The sequence below is a fragment of the Pseudarthrobacter sp. HLT1-3 genome, assembly GCF_059383535.1.
In genome coordinates this window covers 149798-170252 of sequence record NZ_JBWZCJ010000005.1, presented here as the reverse complement: position 1 = coordinate 170252, position 20455 = coordinate 149798, and the positions used below count along the sequence as shown (strand labels likewise).

The 20455-nt window shown below is 69.4% G+C and carries 19 protein-coding genes; 14 read left to right on the top strand and 5 right to left on the bottom strand.

Annotated elements, in window-relative coordinates; genetic code table 11:
- Window positions 1–95 precede the first annotated feature (95 nt).
- The 5 genes from AC50X9_RS06585 to AC50X9_RS06565 are packed head-to-tail and all read left to right on the top strand — an operon-like array spanning window position 96 to window position 8245.
- The gene (locus AC50X9_RS06585) at window positions 96–3806 is read left to right on the top strand and encodes a nitrate reductase subunit alpha (protein WP_494891562.1); all 3711 of its coding nucleotides are present in this window, start codon (window positions 96–98) and stop codon (window positions 3804–3806) included.
- Window positions 3806–5503 carry a nitrate reductase subunit beta gene (narH, locus tag AC50X9_RS06580; RefSeq protein ID WP_494891560.1) on the top strand — a complete coding sequence of 566 codons (1698 nt, stop codon included), beginning with the start codon at window positions 3806–3808 and terminating at the stop codon, window positions 5501–5503. The genes AC50X9_RS06585 and narH overlap by 1 nt, the downstream gene beginning before the upstream one ends.
- On the top strand, window positions 5500–6120 hold the full coding sequence (gene narJ, locus AC50X9_RS06575) for a nitrate reductase molybdenum cofactor assembly chaperone (RefSeq protein WP_494891558.1): 621 nt from the start codon (window positions 5500–5502) through the stop codon (window positions 6118–6120). Before narH ends, narJ begins: the two co-directional genes overlap by 4 nt.
- A gap of 2 nt (window positions 6121–6122) precedes the next feature.
- Window positions 6123–6962 carry a respiratory nitrate reductase subunit gamma gene (gene narI / locus AC50X9_RS06570; protein ID WP_494891556.1) on the top strand — a complete coding sequence of 280 codons (840 nt, stop codon included), beginning with the start codon at window positions 6123–6125 and terminating at the stop codon, window positions 6960–6962.
- 59 nt (window positions 6963–7021) lie between these two features.
- On the top strand, window positions 7022–8245 hold the full coding sequence (locus AC50X9_RS06565; protein WP_494891553.1) for an MFS transporter: 1224 nt from the start codon (window positions 7022–7024) through the stop codon (window positions 8243–8245).
- 24 nt (window positions 8246–8269) lie between these two features.
- On the opposite strand, the gene AC50X9_RS06560 is transcribed toward AC50X9_RS06565, so the two are convergent.
- On the bottom strand, window positions 8270–9607 hold the full coding sequence (locus AC50X9_RS06560) for a DUF445 domain-containing protein (RefSeq protein WP_494891551.1): 1338 nt from the start codon (window positions 9605–9607) through the stop codon (window positions 8270–8272).
- Between the two features lie 50 nt (window positions 9608–9657).
- On the opposite strand from AC50X9_RS06560, the gene AC50X9_RS06555 reads away from it, so the two are divergent.
- Complete coding sequence (locus AC50X9_RS06555; protein WP_494891549.1) at window positions 9658–10557, top strand: glycerophosphodiester phosphodiesterase; 900 nt, start codon at window positions 9658–9660, stop codon at window positions 10555–10557.
- Between the two features lie 12 nt (window positions 10558–10569).
- On the opposite strand, the gene AC50X9_RS06550 is transcribed toward AC50X9_RS06555, so the two are convergent.
- Both AC50X9_RS06550 and AC50X9_RS06545 read right to left on the bottom strand, forming a co-directional pair.
- Complete coding sequence (locus tag AC50X9_RS06550; protein ID WP_494891547.1) at window positions 10570–12162, bottom strand: ABC transporter permease; 1593 nt, start codon at window positions 12160–12162, stop codon at window positions 10570–10572.
- A complete protein-coding gene (locus tag AC50X9_RS06545) occupies window positions 12155–13126 on the bottom strand; it encodes an ABC transporter ATP-binding protein (protein WP_494891545.1) in 972 nt (323 codons plus the stop codon). The genes AC50X9_RS06550 and AC50X9_RS06545 overlap by 8 nt, the downstream gene beginning before the upstream one ends.
- Before the next feature lie 162 nt (window positions 13127–13288).
- Here AC50X9_RS06545 and AC50X9_RS06540 point away from each other — a divergent pair, with 162 nt between their 5' ends.
- The 4 genes from AC50X9_RS06540 to AC50X9_RS06525 all read left to right on the top strand — a co-directional run bounded on the left by AC50X9_RS06540 (window position 13289) and on the right by AC50X9_RS06525 (window position 15366).
- Window positions 13289–14029 carry an AzlC family ABC transporter permease gene (locus tag AC50X9_RS06540; protein ID WP_494891708.1) on the top strand — a complete coding sequence of 247 codons (741 nt, stop codon included), beginning with the start codon at window positions 13289–13291 and terminating at the stop codon, window positions 14027–14029.
- Complete coding sequence (locus AC50X9_RS06535; RefSeq protein WP_494891543.1) at window positions 14026–14337, top strand: AzlD domain-containing protein; 312 nt, start codon at window positions 14026–14028, stop codon at window positions 14335–14337. Before AC50X9_RS06540 ends, AC50X9_RS06535 begins: the two co-directional genes overlap by 4 nt.
- Before the next feature lie 112 nt (window positions 14338–14449).
- On the top strand, window positions 14450–14641 hold the full coding sequence (locus AC50X9_RS06530; RefSeq protein ID WP_494891541.1) for a hypothetical protein: 192 nt from the start codon (window positions 14450–14452) through the stop codon (window positions 14639–14641).
- Window positions 14641–15366 carry a GAF and ANTAR domain-containing protein gene (locus AC50X9_RS06525; protein WP_494891536.1) on the top strand — a complete coding sequence of 242 codons (726 nt, stop codon included), beginning with the start codon at window positions 14641–14643 and terminating at the stop codon, window positions 15364–15366. Before AC50X9_RS06530 ends, AC50X9_RS06525 begins: the two co-directional genes overlap by 1 nt.
- A gap of 4 nt (window positions 15367–15370) precedes the next feature.
- On the opposite strand, the gene AC50X9_RS06520 is transcribed toward AC50X9_RS06525, so the two are convergent.
- Together AC50X9_RS06520 and AC50X9_RS06515 are read right to left on the bottom strand one after the other, a co-directional pair.
- Window positions 15371–15787, bottom strand: coding sequence for a YkvA family protein (locus AC50X9_RS06520; protein WP_494891531.1), 417 nt, complete (start codon window positions 15785–15787; stop codon window positions 15371–15373).
- 6 nt (window positions 15788–15793) lie between these two features.
- A complete protein-coding gene (locus AC50X9_RS06515; RefSeq protein WP_494891529.1) occupies window positions 15794–16426 on the bottom strand; it encodes a TetR/AcrR family transcriptional regulator in 633 nt (210 codons plus the stop codon).
- A 176-nt stretch (window positions 16427–16602) separates the two neighbouring features.
- Here AC50X9_RS06515 and AC50X9_RS06510 point away from each other — a divergent pair, with 176 nt between their 5' ends.
- The 4 genes from AC50X9_RS06510 to AC50X9_RS06495 all read left to right on the top strand — a co-directional run bounded on the left by AC50X9_RS06510 (window position 16603) and on the right by AC50X9_RS06495 (window position 20454).
- Complete coding sequence (locus AC50X9_RS06510) at window positions 16603–16971, top strand: thiamine-binding protein (protein WP_494891527.1); 369 nt, start codon at window positions 16603–16605, stop codon at window positions 16969–16971.
- A 74-nt stretch (window positions 16972–17045) separates the two neighbouring features.
- The gene (locus tag AC50X9_RS06505) at window positions 17046–17723 is read left to right on the top strand and encodes an O-methyltransferase (protein WP_494891525.1); all 678 of its coding nucleotides are present in this window, start codon (window positions 17046–17048) and stop codon (window positions 17721–17723) included.
- 188 nt (window positions 17724–17911) lie between these two features.
- Window positions 17912–19018, top strand: a complete 1107-nt coding sequence (locus AC50X9_RS06500) for an acyl-CoA dehydrogenase family protein (protein WP_494891523.1) — start codon at window positions 17912–17914, stop codon at window positions 19016–19018.
- Window positions 19012–20454, top strand: a complete 1443-nt coding sequence (locus AC50X9_RS06495; protein WP_494891521.1) for a PIG-L family deacetylase — start codon at window positions 19012–19014, stop codon at window positions 20452–20454. Before AC50X9_RS06500 ends, AC50X9_RS06495 begins: the two co-directional genes overlap by 7 nt.
- Window position 20455: the final 1 nt, after the last annotated feature.

Sequence of the window (20455 nt, the reverse complement as noted above, 5' to 3'; positions counted from 1 at the left end):
GGCGTTGCCGACGGCGGGCGCCCCACCGCCCGCCCGCTTCTGGCCAGTGCCGTAAGGCCCTATCGGGGCGGAGGTAGGGCTCATAGCTTGAGGGCATGACTGCCGGAGGCTCCGCGGGGTTAGACGGACCCGCCTCGGACGCAATGTTGAAGCTGGGCCGTTTCTTCACGAAATGGGACCAAACCGACGACGGCAGGGCGGTGTTCCGGGAAGGCGGCCGCAAGGGCGACATCTTCTACCGGGACCGGTGGAGCCACGACAAAGTGGTCCGCTCCACCCACGGGGTGAACTGCACCGGCTCGTGTTCCTGGAAGGTGTACGTCAAGGACGGCATCATCACCTGGGAATCCCAGCAGACCGACTACCCCTCCGTCGGACCCGACAGCCCGGAATACGAGCCGCGTGGCTGCCCCCGCGGGGCCGCGTTCTCCTGGTACACCTACTCGCCCACCCGCGTCCGGTTCCCCTACGCCCGGGGCGTCCTGGTGGAGATGTACCGGGAAGCGAAAGCCCGGCTCGGCGACCCGGTGCTGGCCTTTGCCGACGTCGTCGGCGACCCCGAACGGCGCCGCCGCTACCAACAGGCCCGCGGCAAGGGCGGCCTGGTCCGCGTCTCCTGGCAGGAAGCGATCGAAATCGCGGCCGCCGCGCACGTGAACACCATTAAGACCTACGGGCCCGACCGCTGCGCCGGCTTCTCGCCCATCCCCGCGATGTCCATGGTCTCGCACGCGGTCGGAACCCGCTTCATCCAGCTGATCGGCGGGGTGATGACGTCGTTCTACGACTGGTACGCGGACCTGCCCGTGGCCAGCCCGCAGGTCTTCGGGGACCAGACCGATGTGCCCGAATCCGGTGACTGGTGGGACGCGGGCTACCTGATGATGTGGGGCTCCAACGTCCCCGTCACCCGGACCCCGGACGCGCACTGGATGGCCGAAGTGCGGTACCGCGGCACCAAAGTCGTCACGGTCAGCCCCGACTACGCGGACAACACGAAGTTCGCCGACGAGTGGCTTCCCGCCCAGGCCGGCACTGACGCCGCTCTGGCCATGGCGATGGGGCATGTGATGCTCAAGGAATTCTTCGTCGAGCGTGAGGTTCCGTTCTTCTCCGATTATGTCCGGCAGTACACCGACCTGCCGTTCCTGGTCCGGCTGGAACGGCGCGACGACGGCACCCTCACACCGTCGAAATTCCTCACCGCCAAGGACATACCGGCCGAATCCCTGGCCGAGGACGCGGCGTTCCGCACCGTGCTGTTCGACAAGAAGTCCGGCCGCCCGGCCGTCCCCAACGGCTCGATGGGGTTCCGCTACTCCGGCAGCGGCGAGGGCAAATGGAACCTGGACCTCGAGGGGATCAAACCGGCGCTGTCGCTGCGCGAGGTCTCCGGGGAGAGCGCCGAGATCCTGCTGCCCTGCTTCGAGCAGGCCGACGGCACCGGCAGCGTGCTCCGCCGCGGGGTGCCCGTTCTCGAGGTCGAGGGCCAGCTGGTCACGACCGTGTTCGACCTGATGCTGGCCCAGTACGGGGTGGGCCGTGAAGGGCTCCCGGGTGACTGGGCGGCCGGTTATGAGGATGCCGCGACGCCCTACACACCGGCCTGGCAGGAGGAGATTACGTCCGTCCCGGCCCAGGCCTGCATCCGGGTGGCCCGGGAGTTCGCCCGGAACGCCGAGCAGTCCAAGGGCCGCTCCATGATCATCATGGGCGCCGGGATCTGCCAGTGGTTCCACGGCGACACCACCTACCGGGCCGTGCTGGCCCTCGTGATGCTGACCGGCTGCATGGGCCGCAACGGCGGCGGCTGGGCCCATTATGTGGGACAGGAAAAGACCAGGCCGGTAACCGGCTGGCTGTCGATGGCCAACGCCCTGGACTGGTCACGGCCGCCGCGGACCATGATCGGCACCGGCTACTGGTACATGCACACTGACCAGTGGCGGCAGGACGGCTACTCCGCGGACGCGCTGAAATCACCGCTGTCCACCGGGGCGCTGGACGGCATGCACACCGCGGACGCGCTGGCCCAGTCCGCCCGGCTCGGCTGGATGCCGTTCTACCCGCAGTTCGACCGCAACCCGCTGGACCTCGCGGACGAGGCGGAGGCCGCCGTCGCCGCCGGCACCGCAGCGGACACCCCCGCATACATCGCGGCCGCGCTCAAGAACCGCACCCTGAACCCGGCCATCGAGGACGTGGACGCCCCGGAGAACTGGCCGCGGACGCTCGTGCTGTGGCGCTCCAACCTGTTCGGCTCCTCCGCCAAGGGCAACGAGTACTTCCTCCGGAACCTGCTCGGCACGCACAACAACGTCCTGGGCAAGGACCACGCCGAAGGCCTCAGGCCCACGGACGTGAAATGGCATGAGCAGGCGCCGGAGGGAAAACTGGACCTGCTGGTCTCCGCGGACTTCCGGATGACCTCGACCACCCTGCTCTCCGACGTCGTGTTCCCGGCCGCCACCTGGTACGAAAAGCATGACCTGTCCTCCACCGACATGCACCCGTTTGTGCACGCCTTCACCCCGGCGATCGACCCGCCGTGGGAGACCAAAACGGATTTCGACCTGTTCCACCTGCTGGCCCAGGAGTTCTCCCGGCAGGCCAGGACCCACCTGGGCGTGCGCCGGGACCTCGTGAGCGTGCCGCTGCAGCACGACACCCCCGGCCAGCTCGCCCAGCCCGGCGGGGTCGTCCGGGACTGGCGGGACACGTCCATCCCCGCGGTCCCGGGGCAGAACATGCCCATTTTTTCCGTGGTGGAGCGGGACTACACCGCCATCGCGGACAAGCTGGCCGCCGTCGGGCCGCTGGCCGACAAGCTGGGCTTCACGGTCAAGAATGTCACCTACAAACTCGCCGGCCCGCTGGAGAGGCTCAGCCGTTCCAACGGGGTGATGCTCGGCGGCGCCGCGGACGGCCGGCCCGCGATCGACACCGACGCGAAAATGGCGGAGGCGATCCTGGCGTTCTCCGGCACCACCAACGGCGCCCTGTCCGTCCAGGGCTTCAAGGACCTGGAAATCCGCACCGGCCGGAAACTGGCGGACCTCTCCGAAGGGTCGGAGGAAAAGTTCATCACGTTCGCGCAGACCCAGGCCGGGCCGGTTCCGGTGATCACCTCGCCGGAATGGTCCGGCTCCGAAACGGGCGGCCGGCGCTACGCCCCGTTCACCATCAACGTGGAGCGGCTCAAGCCCTTCCACACCCTGACCGGACGGATGCACTTCTTCCTCGACCATGACTGGATGATCGACATCGGCGAGGCGCTGCCGATCTACCGGCCGCCGCTGGACATGCACCGGCTCTTCGGCGAGCCCAAACTCGGCGGGGACGGGCAGCTGGAGGTGGTGGTCCGGTACCTGACGCCGCACTCCAAATGGTCCATCCACTCCGAATACCAGGACAACCTGCTGATGCTCTCGCTCTCCCGGGGCGGGCCGACGGTCTGGATGAGCCCCGCCGACGCGGAATCCATCCAGGTCAGGGACAACGACTGGGTGGAGTGCCTGAACATCAACGGCGTCCTGGTGGCCCGGGCGATCGTCAGCCACCGGATGCCGGCCGGCGTCGTCTACGTCCACCACGCGCAGGAACGCACCATCGACGTGCCGAAGTCGGAGGCGACCGGACGGCGCGGCGGCATCCACAACTCCGTGACCCGGCTGCTGGTCAAACCTTCGCACCTGATCGGCGGCTACGCCCAGCTGGCCTACGCGTTTAACTACCTTGGCCCAACCGGAAACCAGCGCGACATGGTTGCCACCGTCCGCCGTCGTTCCCAGGAGGTGCAGTACTGATGCGTGTTATGGCTCAAATGGGCATGGTCATGAACCTGGACAAATGCATCGGCTGCCACACCTGCTCCGTGACCTGCAAGCAGGCCTGGACCAACCGTGCCGGCACCGAGTACGTCTGGTTCAACAACGTCGAAACCCGCCCCGGGCAGGGGTATCCGCGCCGCTACGAGGACCAGGACAAGTGGCAGGGCGGCTGGGTGCTGAACAAACGCGGCAAGCTGGTCCTCAAGGCCGGCGGCCGGGTGAAGAAGCTCTTCGGGATCTTCGCCAGCCCCGTCCAGCCCGAGCTCAAGGACTACTACGAGCCGTGGACCTACGACTACAAAACGCTCATCGATGCCCCGCTGGGCGACGATTTCCCGGTGGCGCGGCCCAAGTCCCTGATCACCGGGGAGGACACCAAAATCACCTGGTCCGCGAACTGGGACGATGACCTGGGCGGCTCCACCGAGTACGGCCACCTGGACCCGATCGTGGAGAAGGTCCGCCGCGAATCCGAGGACAAGATCAAGTTCGCGTACGAGCAGACGTTCATGTTCTACCTGCCGCGGATCTGCGAGCACTGCCTGAACCCGTCCTGCATGGCCTCCTGCCCCTCCGGCGCAATCTACAAACGGGTGGAGGACGGGATTGTGCTGGTGGACCAGGACAAGTGCCGCGGCTGGCGGCAGTGCGTCACCGGCTGCCCGTACAAGAAGATCTACTTCAACCACAAGACCGGGAAGGCCGAGAAGTGCACCTTCTGCTACCCACGGGTCGAAGTGGGACTGCCGACGGTCTGCTCGGAAACCTGCGTGGGCCGGCTGCGGTACCTGGGGCTGTTCCTGTACGACGCCGACGCCGTCACCGCGGCGGCCGCCGTCACGGACCCGCAGGAACTCTACGACGCCCAGATGGACGTGCTGCTGGACCCGAATGACCCCGCTGTCCAGGCTGAAGCCCGTGCCCAGGGCATTCCGGAGGACTGGATCGACGCCGCCGTGCGCTCGCCGGTCTACGCCCTCGCCAAGGTCTACAAGGTGGCGCTGCCGTTGCACCCCGAATACCGGACCATGCCGATGGTCTGGTACGTGCCGCCGCTATCCCCGGTGGTGGACCTGCTCCGCGACCAGGGCCACGACGGCGAGGACGCCGGCAACCTCTTTGGCGCCATCGACGCGCTGCGGATCCCGGTGGAATACCTCGCCGAACTCTTCACCGCCGGTGACGCGGACCGGGTCACCGCGGTCCTGAAGAAACTCGCGGCGATGCGCTCCTACATGCGCGGCATCAGCCTGGGCAACGACCCGGACGACTCCATCCCCGAGGCCGTGGGCATGGACGGGCAGACCATGTACGAGATGTACCGGCTGATGGCGATCGCTAAGTACGAGGAGCGCTACGTGATCCCGAAGGCGCACGTGGAGCAGGCGCATGACCTGGAGGAGATGGGCTGCTCGCTGGACTTCGAGGGCGGCCCGGGCATGCAGGATTCCTCCCCGTTCGGCGAGGCCAGCGGCAGGCCCGTCCCGGTGGCCGTGGAGACCTTCAACGCCCTGCGGGACCGGCAGACCTCCAGCGAGGCGCCCGGCGGAACCACCCTCCGCGGCCGGGTGAACCTGCTGAACTGGGACGGCACGGGGGCTCCCTCCGGGCTCTTTCCGGAAAAAGCGTCGATCCCGGACAAACCGAACCTGCCGCAAGGGGAACAGCCGTGAGCCGGCGCCAGCAGGTCGTCTACCTCGCAGCGGCCTGGTGCCTGTCCTACCCGGACGAGGACCTGATCGGCAAGGTGCCGCTGATGCGGGCCGCGCTGGGCGAGTTCCCCGGCGCCGCCGCGGACTTCGAGGAGGTACTCGATTCGCTGGAATCCTCGCCGCCGATGCAGAGCCAGGCCCACTACGTGCGTGAGTTCGACCTCGGCAAGCGCCACGCCCTGCACCTGTCCTACTGGACGGACGGGGACACCCGGCGCCGCGGCGAGGTTCTCGGAAACTTCAAAAAGACCTACCGGCAAAGCGACATCCTGGTCGACACCCACGGGGAGCTGCCCGACTACCTGCCGATGGTGCTGGAATACGCCGCCCGGGTGGACCTCGCCGCCGGCCGGGAGTTGCTGACGAGTTTCCGGGCCAGCCTGGAGATGCTCCGTTTCGGGCTGCTGCGGGACGAACTGCCGCACGCCAGGATCCTGCAGGCCATCTGCACCACGCTGCCCGGGAAATCGCCGGCGGACGAGCAGTCCGTGATGCGGATGGCCGGCTACGGTCCGCCCACCGAAGCGGTGGGCCTGGACCCGTACGATCCCCGCCTGCTGCCCGTGAAGGGGGCCTGAGAATGCTCGCATCCGACGTTGAGCCCGGATCCGCCGTCGAACTCTCCGCCTTGGACATTGTGCTCTGGGGCGTCCTGCCGTACGTGATGGTCGTGGTGCTGGTGGGCGGGCTGGTCTGGCGCTACAAATACGACCAGTTCGGCTGGACCACCAGATCCTCCCAGCTGTACGAATCCCGGCTGCTGCGGATCGCCTCGCCGCTGTTCCACTTTGGCCTGCTCGCCGTGATCGCGGGCCACTTCTTCGGCCTGGTCATCCCGATGGCCTGGACCCAGGCGGTGGGGATGAGCCAGGACTTCTACCACTTCAACGCCCTGTTCGTGGGCGGGATCGCGGGGGTGGGGACCCTGGGCGGGATCCTCCTGCTGATCTACCGCCGCCGCACCACCGGGCCGGTTTTTATGGCCACCACTAGGAACGACAAGATGATGTACGTGGTGCTGACCGCGGCCATCGTGTTCGGCCTGTGGACCACCCTGGCCAGTGTCTTCGAGGGCGAACACGGGCACAACTACCGTGAAACGGTGGCCCCGTGGTTCCGCTCGCTGTTCGTCTTCCAGCCGGACCTTGGGGCCATGGCGGCCGCGCCGTTCTCCTTCCATCTGCACACCCTGGTGGGCATGGCGCTCTTTGTGATCTGGCCCTTCACCCGGCTGGTCCATGCCTTCACCGCGCCGTTCCACTATCTGTTCCGCCCCTACATCGTCTACCGCTCGCGTGACAGGGACCGGGACCGGAGCGGCGGCAAGGCAGGCACACCCGCGGGGCGTGCCTCCAACGTCGCCGCCCGCCGCGGCTGGTCCGCGGTTGGAACCCGCGACCGCGACACCCGGAACCGTTGAACCGAACAGAAATCGACGGAAAACTGACCCAAAAACTGACCTGACTGAGAGGAAACCCAGTGGCCGGATCCGCGCCCAATCCCTCGGCCGTCCCCGCCGGGCGGACGCTCAACCTGGTGCTCGCCACCTCGGCTTCGGTGGTCGGGTTCTGGGCCTGGAATTCCGTGGCCACCCTCGGCGCCTTCTATACGCAGAACCTGCAGCTGAACCCGGCCGCCACCGGCGTGCTCGTGGCTATGCCGGTGTTCGTGGGCTCGCTGGGCCGGATCGTTGTCGGCACCCTGACGGACCGGTACGGCGGCCGCGTGATGTTCACGTTCGTGCTGCTCGCCTCCATCCTGCCGATTCTGCTTGTGTCGCTCGGCGGGCTCCTCAGTTCCTTCGCCCTGGTCCTCGGCGCCGGCCTCCTCCTTGGCGTCGCCGGAACGGTCTTCGCCGTCGGGATTCCCTTTGTCAGCGCCTGGTACGAACCGTCCCGGCGCGGCTTCGCGACCGGCGTCTTCGGCGCCGGGATGGGCGGCACGGCGCTGGCCGCCTTCCTGAACCCGCGGCTGGTCGCCGGCATCGGCTATTTCCCAACGCACCTGCTGATCGCCGCGATCCTTGCCGTGATGGCGGCACTCGTCTGGTTCCGGATGAAGGAAGCCCCGGGCTGGACCCGCAGCACCCTCCCCGTCCTGCCCAAGTTGCTGGACGCCGCAAAGACGCCGGTCACCTGGAAGATGTGTTTCCTTTACGCGGTGGTCTTTGGCGGGTTCGTTTCCTTCGCGACCTACCTGCCCACCTACCTCCGCGACGTCTACAGCTTCGACCCCAGCGGCGCCGGGGCCCGCACCGCCGGCTTCGCGCTCGCGGCCGTGCTGGCCCGGCCGGTCGGCGGCATGCTCGCAGACAAGATCGGGCCCAAGCCCGTGGTGGTCGTTTCACTGACGGGCGTTGCGGTCCTCGCGTGGGTGGTGAACCTGCAGCCCGACGGCGAGGTCCCCGCCGGCCTGACATTCGTCGCCATGGCGGCGGCGCTGGGCCTCGGCACGGGCGGCGTGTTCGCCTGGGTCGGGGTACTCGCCCCGGCCGGGAAAGTCGGCAGCATCAGCGGCGTGGTGAGCGCCGCCGGGGGCCTGGGCGGGTACTTCCCGCCGCTGGTGATGGGAGCGACGTATGACGCCGCGACGCGCAGCTACTCGATCGGACTGCTGCTGCTCGTGGTGACGGCGCTGGGCGCGCTGGCCTTCACCGTTTTTGCCCTGCCGGGCCGGGCGAAGGCAAAGGTCGCGGCCGCCTAGCCGGAGCCGCGGACCGTGGGCACGTCAGCCGAAGGCCAGATGCGCCAGGGCAAAGATCGCCAGCCCGGCCAGGGCCCCCACCACAGTGCCGTTAATCCGGATGAACTGCAGGTCCTTGCCGATCTGGAGCTCGATCTTCTGCGAGGTTTCCTCGGCGTCCCAGCGGGCCACGGTATCGGTGATGACCCCGGCGATGTCCGAGCGGTACGTCTTCACGAGGTATCCGGCGGCGTCGCCGATCCACTTGTTCACCTTGCCGGCCAGCTCGGGATCCACCACCAGCCGGGTGCCGAAGTCATGGACGGCGGCTTTAAACCGGACGGTCAGTTCGCTGTGCGGGTCGTCGACGGCGGACAGCAGCGCGGCCTTGATCGTGCCCCAGGTGCGGGAGGCAAGTTCCCGGATCTCGGGATCGCCGAGGACCTGGGCCTTGATGCCTTCCGCCCGGGCGATCATCACCGGATCGTGCTGGAGGTCCTGCGCGAGGTCCTTGAGGTATTTGTCGATCGAGCGGCGGACCTGGTGCTGCGGATCGGACTGCACGGCGCGGGTGAACTTGAGGATCTCCACGTAGACCTTGTCGCCGACCAGCCCGTCCACGAACGACGGCACCCAGGTCGGGGAACGGTCGGTGACCAGCCGGTTGACCGTGTCCTGGTTGTCCCGGACCCAGTCCACGGTGCGGTCCACGAGCACGTCCACCAGCGCGTGGTGGTGGCCGTCCTCGAAGATGCGCTGGGCGACCCGTCCCACCGGCGGACCCCATGGCGGGGCGATCAGGTGCCGGCGGACCATGCCCTCGATCACGGCCTGCACGTCGTCGTCGTTGAGTACGGTGAAGGCGCCGCGGAGCACGGCGGCGCCCTCCCTGGCCACGCGTTCGGCGCCGCCGGGTCCGGAGAGCCAGGCGCCGGCCTTGCGGGCGATGTCAACGGTGGCCAGTTTTTCCTGGACCACCTGCTCGGAGAGGAAATTGGTTTCCACGAATTCGCCCAGCGAGGCGCCGATCTGGTCCTTACGCTGCGGAATGATGGCGGTGTGCGGGATCTTGAGGCCCATCGGGTACTTGAACAGGGCCGTCACGGCGAACCAGTCGGCGAGGGCGCCGACCATACCGCCCTCGGCCGCGGCCCGGACGTACTCCAGCCAGGGATACTGCTTCTGCAAGGCGAAGGCGACTACAAAGATGACGGCCATCAGGATCAGCAGCGAGAGCGCCAGGAGCTTCATTTTCCGCAGCGCGGCGGCCTTTTCGGCGTCGCCGGCGGACACGGTGTGGCGGCGGTCGGGACCGCCGGGAGCGGCAGCGCCGGCGCCGCCGGGGCCTTCCGAACGGGTACTGGGCTCAGTATTCACCTGCATGTGCCCAGCCTAGCCCCGGTTTGGCAGCCGCCGTCGGCTAACGTGGCAGCATGACGACTGACGAGTCCACCACAGCCCGTCCGCTGGTCTACGCCCACCGCGGTTCCAGTGCGGCCTTCGCCGAGCACACCCGGGCCGCCTACCTGCAGGCCATCGCCGACGGCGCCGACGGGGTGGAGTGCGACATCCACCTCACCCGGGACCAGCACGCTGTGCTGGTGCACGACGCCAATCTGGACCGCACCTCGGACGGCACCGGGCCGGTCGCGGACCGCACCCTCGAGCAGCTTCGGCAGCTGGACTTCTCCTCCTGGAAAGGTGCCAGGATTCCGGACAAATACGGTGCCCGGTCCACGCAGCTGCTGACGCTGCCCGAGCTGCTGGTGCTGCTGCGGACCGCTGACCGGGAGATCGGGCTGGCAATTGAGCTCAAACACCCCAGCCCCTTCCAGCTCAAGCTGGAAGACCGGGTCCTGGCCGTCCTTCGGGCCCAGGGGTGGGATCCCGCGACGTCCCGGCTTGGCAACATCAGGGTGTCGTTCATGAGCTTCAGCCCGGACTCGGTCAAGCACCTGCTGAAGTCAGTCCCGGCGTTCGCCGTCTGCCAGCTCGTGGACGACGTCAACGCCGAGGAGATCCGGGAGGAACTCGGCCTCGGGGCGCTCACCGGCGGGGCGCTGGCGAACGTGATGAGGGCCGCGCAAACCGAGGCCGAGCGGATCCTGGACGACTGCCAGGCCGGGCTGGCCGGGCCGGGCATCGACTATGTCCGCGGGCATTCCCGGACCATCCGGCGCTGGCTCGACTCCGGCCGGCGCTTCCGGGTGTGGACCGTGGACGCCGAATCCGACGTCGCACTCTGCCAGCAGCTTGGGATCCACGAGATCACCACCAACCGTCCCGCGCAGGTTCTCGCCCAGCTGACGGCGGGCTCCCCGAGCTTCCGCTGACCGGGTAGGTGCCTAGGCCGCGAGATCGCGGCGCCGCCAGCCGGCATAGCCCAGCGCCGCTAGAGCCGCCGCAGCCATGATGAGGCCGGCCAGCCCCGGCACGCCCGCGGAGCCCACCGGCAGCAGCGGGGAGTGCCGGAACGGCGAGAGGTCCATGAGCCATTCGGGGGCGTTCCAGAGCACACCGAATTCTCCCAGCGCGACGAAGGCCAGCAGGATGCCCCAGGTCGCGCCGGCGAGCCGGGGCGCCCAGCCAAACACCGCAAGCGCAATCGCGGTCACCACCCACGCTGCCGGGATCTGGGCCAGAGCGGCCACAGTGCTGCGGCCCACCAATCCGGAGTCGTTGACGGCGAAGGCGGCCCCGACGCCGATCGACGCCCCCGCCAGCAGCAACAGCACGGCGACCCCGGCGAGGGCGAACGCGAAGTGGCTGCTCGCCCAGCGGATCCGGGTGGTCGCGGTGCCCAGCAGGGCTTCGGTGTGGCCAGTGGCCTCCTCGCCGCGCAGATGGTTGGCCGAGGACACCCCGTAGGCGGCGGCCAACAACCCCATGATGCTGATCTCGGCGGCCAGGAAGGCCTCGGTCAGGGCCTGCCGGCCACCCAGCATCTTAATCAGGTCCTGGGCGTTCGGTGAACTCAGCAGCTCTCCCACATTGCTGGCCAGGGAACCGATCACAACGCCGAAAACGAGGAAGGCCACGGCCCAGGCCAGCAGCACCCGGTACTGCAGGCGGACGGCCAGGTCCCAGACGCCGGAGAGCGAGCCGACGGCCGGCCCCGGGCGTTCAGCGCGGAGCCCTGCCCCAAGGTCGCGCCTGGCGCGGAGCGCAAAGGATGCCGGGACCAGCAGCAGGGACAGGCTGACCGGCAGCGCGAGGACCCACCATTGGTCGCCGGCGAAGGCGCGGATCTGCTGGTTCCATCCGATGGGCGACAGCCAGGAGAAGAATGACGGACCCGGTTCGGCGAGATCACCCACGGCCCGCAACGCGTAGGTGACGGCGACGACGCCGATGCTGAACCCGGTGGCGGCCCGGGCGCTGGCGGTCAGCTGGGCGGCCAGCCCGGCCACGGCGCTGAAAGCCATGCCCGTGGCAGCCCAGCCCAGACCGAAGGCGAGCGAGCCGGCGGCCGGCAGCCCCCCGGCCGCCAGCGCGGCGGCCGAGAGCAACCCGAGCAGCACGTTGGCGCCCAGGCTGATCGTGAGGGCAGCTGCCAGCGGCGCGTCGCGGCCCAGCCGCCCTCCGCCGAGCAGCTCCAGACGGCCGGTCTCCTCGTCGCTGCGCGTGTGCCGGATGGCGAGGATGACCATGAGGACGGCGAGGATGGCGGTCATGAACGCGGTGTATTTGATCAGTGAAAGGGCGCCGATGGAGCTGGGGTCGTAGATCCGGCCGAAGAGCGCCACCATCGAGGCGGTCGCATTCAAGGCGGTGGAGGCCTCGACGCGGCTCGCCACATCCGGATAGAGCTCGGCTCCGGCCGCCGCCGTCGAGTACGCGATGAGGGCAAAACCTGCGATCCAGACCGGCAGCATCCACCGGTCCCGCCGGAGCCCGAGCCGGATCAGGACGCCGGTCCCGGCCAGGGTCTCAGGCATCGCCGGCCCGCCGTCCGCCCGGCCCCGGGGTGCTGGGCCGGGCCGGCGCCGAGCCGACGGCCGCGGCAGGAACACCGGCGCTGAGGTCACCGTAGTGGCGCAGGAACAGGTCCTCCAGCGTCGGCGGCTGGCTCGTGAGCGACGTCAGTCCCGCCGTCGTAAGCGCCTGCATCAGATGGTTCAGACCGGCGGGCTCGACCTGGGCGGTGACCCGGTGATTGGTGATGACGACGTCGTGGACGCCGGGCAGGAGGTCCAGTCCGGGAGGCACCACGGCGACGTCGGCGGTGACGGAGGTGCGGGTCAGGTGCCGCAGCTGCTCCAGCGGGCCGGTCTCCACCACCCGTCCGGCGCGGATAATGCTGACCCGGTCCGAGAGCGCCTCGGCTTCGCTGAGGATGTGGCTGCTCAGCACGACGGTGCGCCCCTGCGCGCGCAGCTCGCGGACGCAGCCGCGGAACGCGTCCTCCATCAGCGGGTCCAGCCCGCTCGTCGGCTCGTCCAGCAGGAACAGTTCGGCGTCGGTGGCCAGGGCAGCCACCAGGGCGACTTTCTGCCGGTTTCCCTTGGAGTAGGTGCGCGACTTCTTCGTGGGATCCAGCTCGAACAGGTCCAGCAGGCGGTCCCGGCGGGCGCGGTCCTGGCCGCCCTGCAACCGGCCCAGCAGCTCGATCACTTCGCCGCCCGTCAGGTTCGGCCAGAGGGCCACGTCCCCCGGGACGTACGCCAGCCGGCGGTGCAGGGTTGCGACCTCGCGCCACGGATCCAGCCCGAGAACCCGGATGGAACCGGCATCGGAGCGCAGCAGGCCCAGCAGGAGCCGCAGCGTGGTGGACTTGCCGGATCCGTTGGGGCCGAGGAAGCCGTGCACCTCGCCGGCGGCCACCTCGAAGTCCAGTCCGTCCAGGGCCGTCACGGACCCGAAACGCTTAACCACAGCTGTCATCTCCACGACACCGCTCATAGTCACACGGTACGTCGGATTGACGGGCAGCGACCCCTGCGCAAAGTCCTGTTTCTGCGACGCCAGCCGGGGTTGGCAGGGAGCTCCGCGGCTGTGATTGAGTTGTCCCATGCCATCTCGCTGGTCCGGCCGGGACACCCATACGCCGAAACCGGTCCGGCCATGACCCTCCTGCAGTCCCCGGCCGTGCGCGTCGGTCTCTCCATCAGCATCGCCACCGGTCTCTACGGGGTGTCCTTCGGTGCCCTGTCCGTCACCTCCGGACTCGACTTCTGGCAGACCATGGCCTTGAGCCTGCTGCTGTTCAGCGGCGGCTCGCAGTTTGCCTTCATCGGCGTGGTGGCCGGGGGCGGCTCCGGCGTCGCCGCGATGGGGGCAGCCACCCTGCTGGGCATGCGCAACGGGATTTACGGAATGCAGATCAACGCCCTGCTGCAGCCGCGGGGCTGGCGGCGGTTCGCAGCCGCGCACGTCACCATCGACGAGTCCACCGCCACAAGCACCGGCCAGACGGACCCGCTCGAGCAGAAGCGCGGCTTCTGGACCGCGGGCCTGGGCATCTTCGTCCTCTGGAACCTGTTCACCGCCGTGGGTGCGCTGGCCGGTGGGGCGCTGGGCGATCCCAAGCAGTGGGGCCTCGACGGCGCCGCCGTGGCGGCGTTCCTGGGCCTGCTCTGGCCGCGGCTCAAGGGCCGCGAACCTGTCGCGATCGCCGTCGTCTGTGCCCTGGCCACCGTGCTGGCCGTACCGTTTGTGCCCGCCGGGGTGCCGATCCTGGTGGCCGCGGTGGTTGCGGCGGCCATCGGCTGGTTCAGCCATGGCCGCAGTGACGAAGGGCTGGAACCGGACGTGGACCCCTACGCCGAACACCCGCACATCCATCACCCGGGGGACGACAGATGACACTGTGGATGTGGGTGCTGCTCTCCTGCCTGCTGGCCTACGCCTGGAAACTGCTGGGCTATCTGGTCCCGGCCAGCGTGCTCCGCGACCCCCGGATGTCCCGGATCGCGGGGACCATGACGATTGGCCTGCTGGCGTCCCTGACGATCGTGAACACCGTGGCTTCCGGCCAGACGCTCACACTGGATGGGCGCCTGGGGGCACTCGCCGCGGCCGTCATTGCCCTGGCGTTCCGCGCACCGTTCCTCGTCGTTGTCCTCGCCGGAGCCGGCGCGGCAGCAGGACTCCGGCTGCTGGGCTGGGGCTAGCGGACCTGCCGCAGGCCCGCAGGCCTGACGCGGTTCTGCACGCCCGCCCGTACCGCTCCGTAACGGTCTTTAGTCCCTATTTGCCGCAAGGCCCCCGTGGGAGCATTCGGGTATGAGCGAGACCGACGATCCGGATACCCCCGCGCCCGGAAAGGGCCAGCACCACAAGCCGCCCGCGCCGTTCGTTCCGCCGGGGGCAGAGTCCACCCGCGAGCTGCGCGAGATGGCCCGGCGCCGGCGGGAGGCCGAGGAAAAGCTGCAGCACCACTTGCAGGAGGCCAAAGAAAAGCCCGCGGAGGATTGATGCAGGGATCCCGGCTCACGGAGCGCCTGCAGGATCTGTTGCTGGATAATGAACTGCTCGAGGATTTCCTCCGGCAGCTGTCCGATCTGGCCGCCGGGTTCGCCTCCGCTGAGACCGGCCGCCCGATGCTGTGCTCGGTGAGGGCAGCCGGGAGACGTCAGGCGGCAGTCCTCGCCGCCAGCAACGCCGAAGCCCGGGTTCTGGACCGCTTGCAGGATGACATCGGGCAGGGGCCGGGGCTGGAGGCCCGGCAGACCGGGCAGGTCGTGATGGTGCCGGACACGATTATGGATCCGCGGTGGAGGCGCTACCAGCGGGCGGCTGCCCAGCGCGGGAGCCGCAGCATTCTCGCTGTCCCGCTGCTTGTGGGTCGGGACGCGGCGGCCACCCTGACGCTCTTTTCGACGTCCCCCGAGGCTTTCGACGACGGCGCCCTGGCGGCCTGTGGGGCGCTCGCCGCCCGCGCCGCCAAGGTGACGAGGCTGGCCATCCGGCTGGAATCCGCCCAAAGCGTGAACCGGGACTTGCTGCAGGCTATGCGGTCCCGGACCGAGATCAACCTGGCCGCCGGCATCCTGATGGCACAGAGCAGATGCTCGCAGTCGGACGCGCTCGCGCTGCTGGCCAGGGTCTCGAACACCAGGAACGTCAAGCTCCGCATCGTTGCCCGGGAGATCCTCCGCAGGTTCGACGGCGGCCCCGCCGGTACGTCCTTCAGGGTCTGAGCTCCTACAAGGGTGCTCCGAGGCCGCCGAGCCGGAGGATGAGCTGCAGCCCCTCGGGCGTCCCCAGCCAGTGCCGGCGCAGCGCATCCGCTCCGGCCCGTGCGATCACTGCGCGCAGGACGACGGCCACAATGATAACGTCGTCGGCGTAGCCGATCACCGGAACGAAATCCGGCACCAGGTCGATCGGGGAGAGCAGGTACGCCAGGAGCAAGGCAATCCGGACCCGCGCCCCTGCGCCCAGGGTCTTGTCCGCGAGCAGCCGCCGCAGGAGTCTGAGCAGGTCCGGCAGCAGCCGCAGCGCGTCCTTCATCGTCACGGTTTCCGGGTGGCGGCGCGCATAGCCCCACAGCAGAAGCAGGAGGACGGCGTAGACCAGCAGCAGACCGCCGACTGCGCCGACGATTGTTTCCCAGCCCACAGGTTTCTAGCCGAGCACCGAATCGTACGCCGTGCCCGGCAGCGGCGCCTGTGGCGGCAGCGGCCGGTGCGGGCGCTCGGTGCGGATGGCGTCCTCGACCAGGGCGACGGGGCGGCGCCAGGCATCCGAACCAGCCTCCATCGTGTCCACAACACCGATCAGCATGGCCAGCAGACGGATCAGGTCCGTCATCGAAATGTCGCTGCGCAGGGTCCCCTGGCCCTGTCCGCGGCCCAGCAGCACCGCCACGGATTCGATCAGATCGCCCGTGATGCCGGTGAGCAGCCCGCGCCGGCCGGCGACCGCTCCCAACAGGTTGGCTTCTTCGCTGGCCACGCCCATCAGGGCATCAATGACACGGAAGAGCCCTTCCGCGGCGTCCGGCCCGGCGAGGGCCTCCTCGATGACGGGATCGACCAGCAGGCCGAGCTGCCGGTGCAGCGCAGCGAGGACCAGTTCTTCCTTGTCGGCGAAGTTCCGGAAGAGCGTGGCCGGGCCGACGCCGGCGGTCACGGCGATCGTCTGTAGCGGGACCTCGGGGCCGTGCTCCCGGAAGCACTGGCGGGCGGCCGTAATGATCTTGTCCACGTTCCGCGCGGCATCGGCGCGGAGCGGCCTGCGGTCTGCTACCCGGTTCATTTGCTTAGGTTAGCAACGCAGGGCCGGACCGGGGAGATTACTTCCGGGTATTGATTTATGTGACGGATGCGGCTGCAGGCACCAGGCCCAGGACGGGCTCTGGTTCGGTCCGGGAGCAGGACCGATCGGGCCCACGTGCGCCGTCCTGCCGCCGGCGCACGTGACAGACTGGTTCCATGTTGCTTGCATTCTCTGTCGCACCTTCAGGCCGTCCCGCAGCCACTGCCGGCGGCCCGCCCGCCGGTTCCGAGGCCATCCCGTCGGACGAGGCGTCCGTCCACGACGCCGTGGCCGAGGCGGTGCGGATCGTCCGCGAGTCCGGCCTGCCGAACCGCACCGACTCGATGTTCACCACGATCGAGGGGGAGTGGGATGAAGTCTTCGATGTCGTGAAGCGCGCCACCGAGGCCGTGGGCCGCTACGGCAGCAGGGTATCTCTGGTAATCAAGGCAGACATCCGCCCCGGTTTCGCGGGCGAACTCACCGGGAAACTGGACCGCCTGGAGCAGGCGCTCGACGGCGGATCGGGCCCCGCGGCAGGCTAGGCCCCCGAGCCTACCGCCGGATCCCGGGCCGTCGGAGCCTACCGCCGGGACCGGCCAGCTGGGAGACTTGGCGCATGTTCGAGCATCAGCCCACTGCCCGCTGGACCGCCGTCGAGGACTTCCTGTCCGAGTCCGTGGTCCGTCCCGACGGCACCCTGAAGCATGCCGTGACCACCGCGCTCGAGGCGGGCATGCCGCCCATCGAAGTCGCCCCCACCGCCGGCAAGTTGCTGAAACTGCTCGTCCAGCTCTCCGGCGCCCGCCGGGTGCTGGAGATCGGGACGCTGGCCGGGTTCAGCACGATTTGGATGGCGCAGGGCCTGCCCGACGGCGGCCGGCTGATCACCTGCGAATACCTCCCCAAACACGCCGCGGTGGCCCGCGCCAACGTCGACTTCGCCGGGCTGGGCTCTCTCGTGGAGATCCGGGTCGGGGCCGCACTCGATACCCTGCAGGCGCTCGCCAACGAGGGGGCCGAGCCGTTCGACTTCGTCTTCATCGACGCGGACAAGGAAAACAACCCGCGCTACCTCGACTGGGCCATCCGCCTCGGCCGGCCCGGCACCGCCGTCGTGATAGACAACGTGGTCTGGGAAGGCGCCGTGCTGGATCCGACCATGGACCCCGTCAACGCCCCGGGCATCATCAGCGCCCTGGAACTGCTGGGCTCGGACCGCCGGCTGGACGGCACGGTGATCCAGACCGTGGGCTCCAAAGGCTGGGACGGCTTCGCCGTTGCCCGGGTGCTGTAGCCGCAGGTGCTGCAGCAACGGGTGTTGCGGCATCCGGGGTGTCGCCCGGGGGAAGGACTGCCACGGGAACCCCAAAGTGCTAAGTGTGCTTAGATTTACGGGACGGCCTGAAATTACCGGCCAGTAGAGCGGCCGGCAGGCACGGACGCCGGGAGCAGCAAGCACTTCGAAGGAGGACAGGGCACCGAATGAACCGGACTCCCGATTCCCAGCGGCCACTCGCCGTCAGGATCAGCTCGGCGCCGCAGGACCTCGCCCGGCTGGGCCCTCTGCTGGCGGCCGCACAGTCGGCGGTCGGCGACGTCCCGGCCCTGCTGGAGCTGGCCAAAGCCGCAGCGGCAACTGCCCCGAACCCCGGTGCGGGCAAGACGGCGGTCCTCTGGGAAATCCAGGCCTCCGTTACAGCTGTCGATGTCGCCGCCGGCCGGGCCGTTGAACCCCACCTGGACGCCGCCGCCATCCTCACCCAGGCCACCGGCCAGGCGGAACTGGAAGGCTGGGACTGCCCGGACTTTGCCAGCGTGCACTTCGACGGCGCCTGGGGTGTGTTCGCCGCGGAAGCCCCCGGCCTGCGGCTCAAGGCCGCAGAGGTGGACGGCTGCTTCCGGCTGCACGGTGCCAAGCCCTGGTGCTCCCTCGCCGCCCAGCTGGACCACGCCGTCGTGACCGCCCAGCTGGACGACGGCGGCCGGGCGGCGTTCGCCGTCGACCTGCACGCCGACGGCATCAGCTTCGAGGACCCGCAGTGGACCACCCGGGCACTCGCGGAGATCCCCAGCGGCACCGTGCACTTCGACGCCGTCCCTGCCGTGCCGCTGGGCGACGCCGGCTGGTACTACCGCCGGCCCGGCTTCGCGTGGGGCGGCATGGGTGTGGCAGCCTGCTGGCTGGGCGGCGCCGTCGCGGTGGCCCGCAGCTTCAGGGATTCCCTGCTCACCGCGGCCGACGGCGGCCGCGACCCTGACCAGATCGCGCTCGCCCACCTCGGCGAGATCGACCGGACGCTCACCGCCCTGACCGGCTACCTCGCCCGGACCGCCGCCAGGATCGATGCCGGGGAACTCTCGGACACCGGCGCCTGGAGCGAGGCCCTCCGCATCCGCGGCCACGTCGCCGCCGCCGTCGAACGCATCCAGACCCTGGTCAGCCAGAACCTCGGACCCGGCCCGCTCGCCTTCGACCCGGTCTACGGCAAGCGGATGGCTGACCTCTCGCTCTACATCCGCCAGCACCACGCCATGCGCGACGACGCCCAGCTTGGTGCCCGCACGCTCAAGGGGGACCACCCATGGTGAACTTCAGCCACCGCGACGCCGGCACCAGCGAGGACGCCTGGGTTGCCAGCGGACTCGCCGCCCTCCCGGAACTGCCGCTCGACGCCGGCGAACTCGCCGGCCAGGCGTTCATCGTCCTGGCCGCGCACCCGGACGACGAATCCCTCGGCGCGGGCGGGCTGCTCGCCCGGCTGCGGGGGCTCGGCGCCCGCGTCACCGTGCTGCTGTGCACGGCCGGTGAGGCCTCGCACCCGGATTCCCCCACGACGACGCCGGATCAGCTTGCGGCCGTCCGGCTGCAGGAATTCGACGGAGCCCTCGCGCGCCTGCTGCCCGATCCGGACTGGGAATTCCTCGCCCTGCCGGACGGTAAACTCGCAGACCACCGGCCGGAGGTGGACGCAGCCCTGCAGCGCGCCCTGGCGCACATAACCACCGGTTCGGAACTGCCGCCGGAGCAGATTACGCTGGTGGCCCCTTACCGGCACGACGGCCACCCTGACCACGAGGCACTGGGTGCCGCAGCCGCCGAGGCGGCCGTGGAAGGCGGCCACGGGCTGCTGGAATACCCCATCTGGTACTGGCTTTGGGCGGCCCCCGCGGACCCGGCCTGGCAGTCCTGGCTGCGCCTGCCGCTGCAGCCCGCCGAACAGCAGGCCAAGGCTGCGGCGATGGCGGCCCACGGCTCGCAAACCCGCGCGCTGTCCGGCCGGCCCGGCGACGAGGTGCTGCTTCCGCCGGCATTCCTGGCCCACTTTGACCGGCCGTTCGAGATGTTCGCGTGGCAGCGTCCGGCGGTCCGGGCCGGCGGCAGCGTCGGCGGCGGCGCCTACGCCGCCGCCGACGCGGAACGCGTCTTTGACGGCGTGCATACCGGAAACGACGACCCCTGGCAGTACACCAGCAGCTGGTACGAACACCGCAAACGCGCTCTCACGCTCGCAGCACTGCCCGGCCTGAACTACACGGCCGGACTCGAAATCGGCTGCTCGATCGGGACGCTCAGCCTGGAACTCGCGCAACGCTGTGTCAGTTTCCTGGCCGTCGACGCCAGCAGCGCCGCACTCGCCCACGCCGCCCGGCGCCTCGAACACCTGCCGGCCGCCCGGACCCGCCACGTCACCGTCCCGCAGGACTGGCCGGAGGGCCGCTTCGACCTGATCGTGGTCTCCGAGGTGGGCTACTACCTCGCCCCCGGTGAGCTGGCCGAACTGTTCGACCGGATTGAGGCAGCACTCCTGCCCGGCGGCACCCTGGCCCTGTGCCACTGGCGGCACCCTATCTCCGGCTGGGAGCTCGACGGCGACTCCGTCCACGCCGCCGCCCGCCGCCGACTCGGCTGGGCCGACTCCGGGCTCTACCGGGAACGGGACTTCATCCTCGAGGTCCTGGTTGCGCCCGGGGCCGGCGGGGAACCGCCGCGCGCTGACGCCGGCGCGCGGGCCCGGAAAGGCTAGC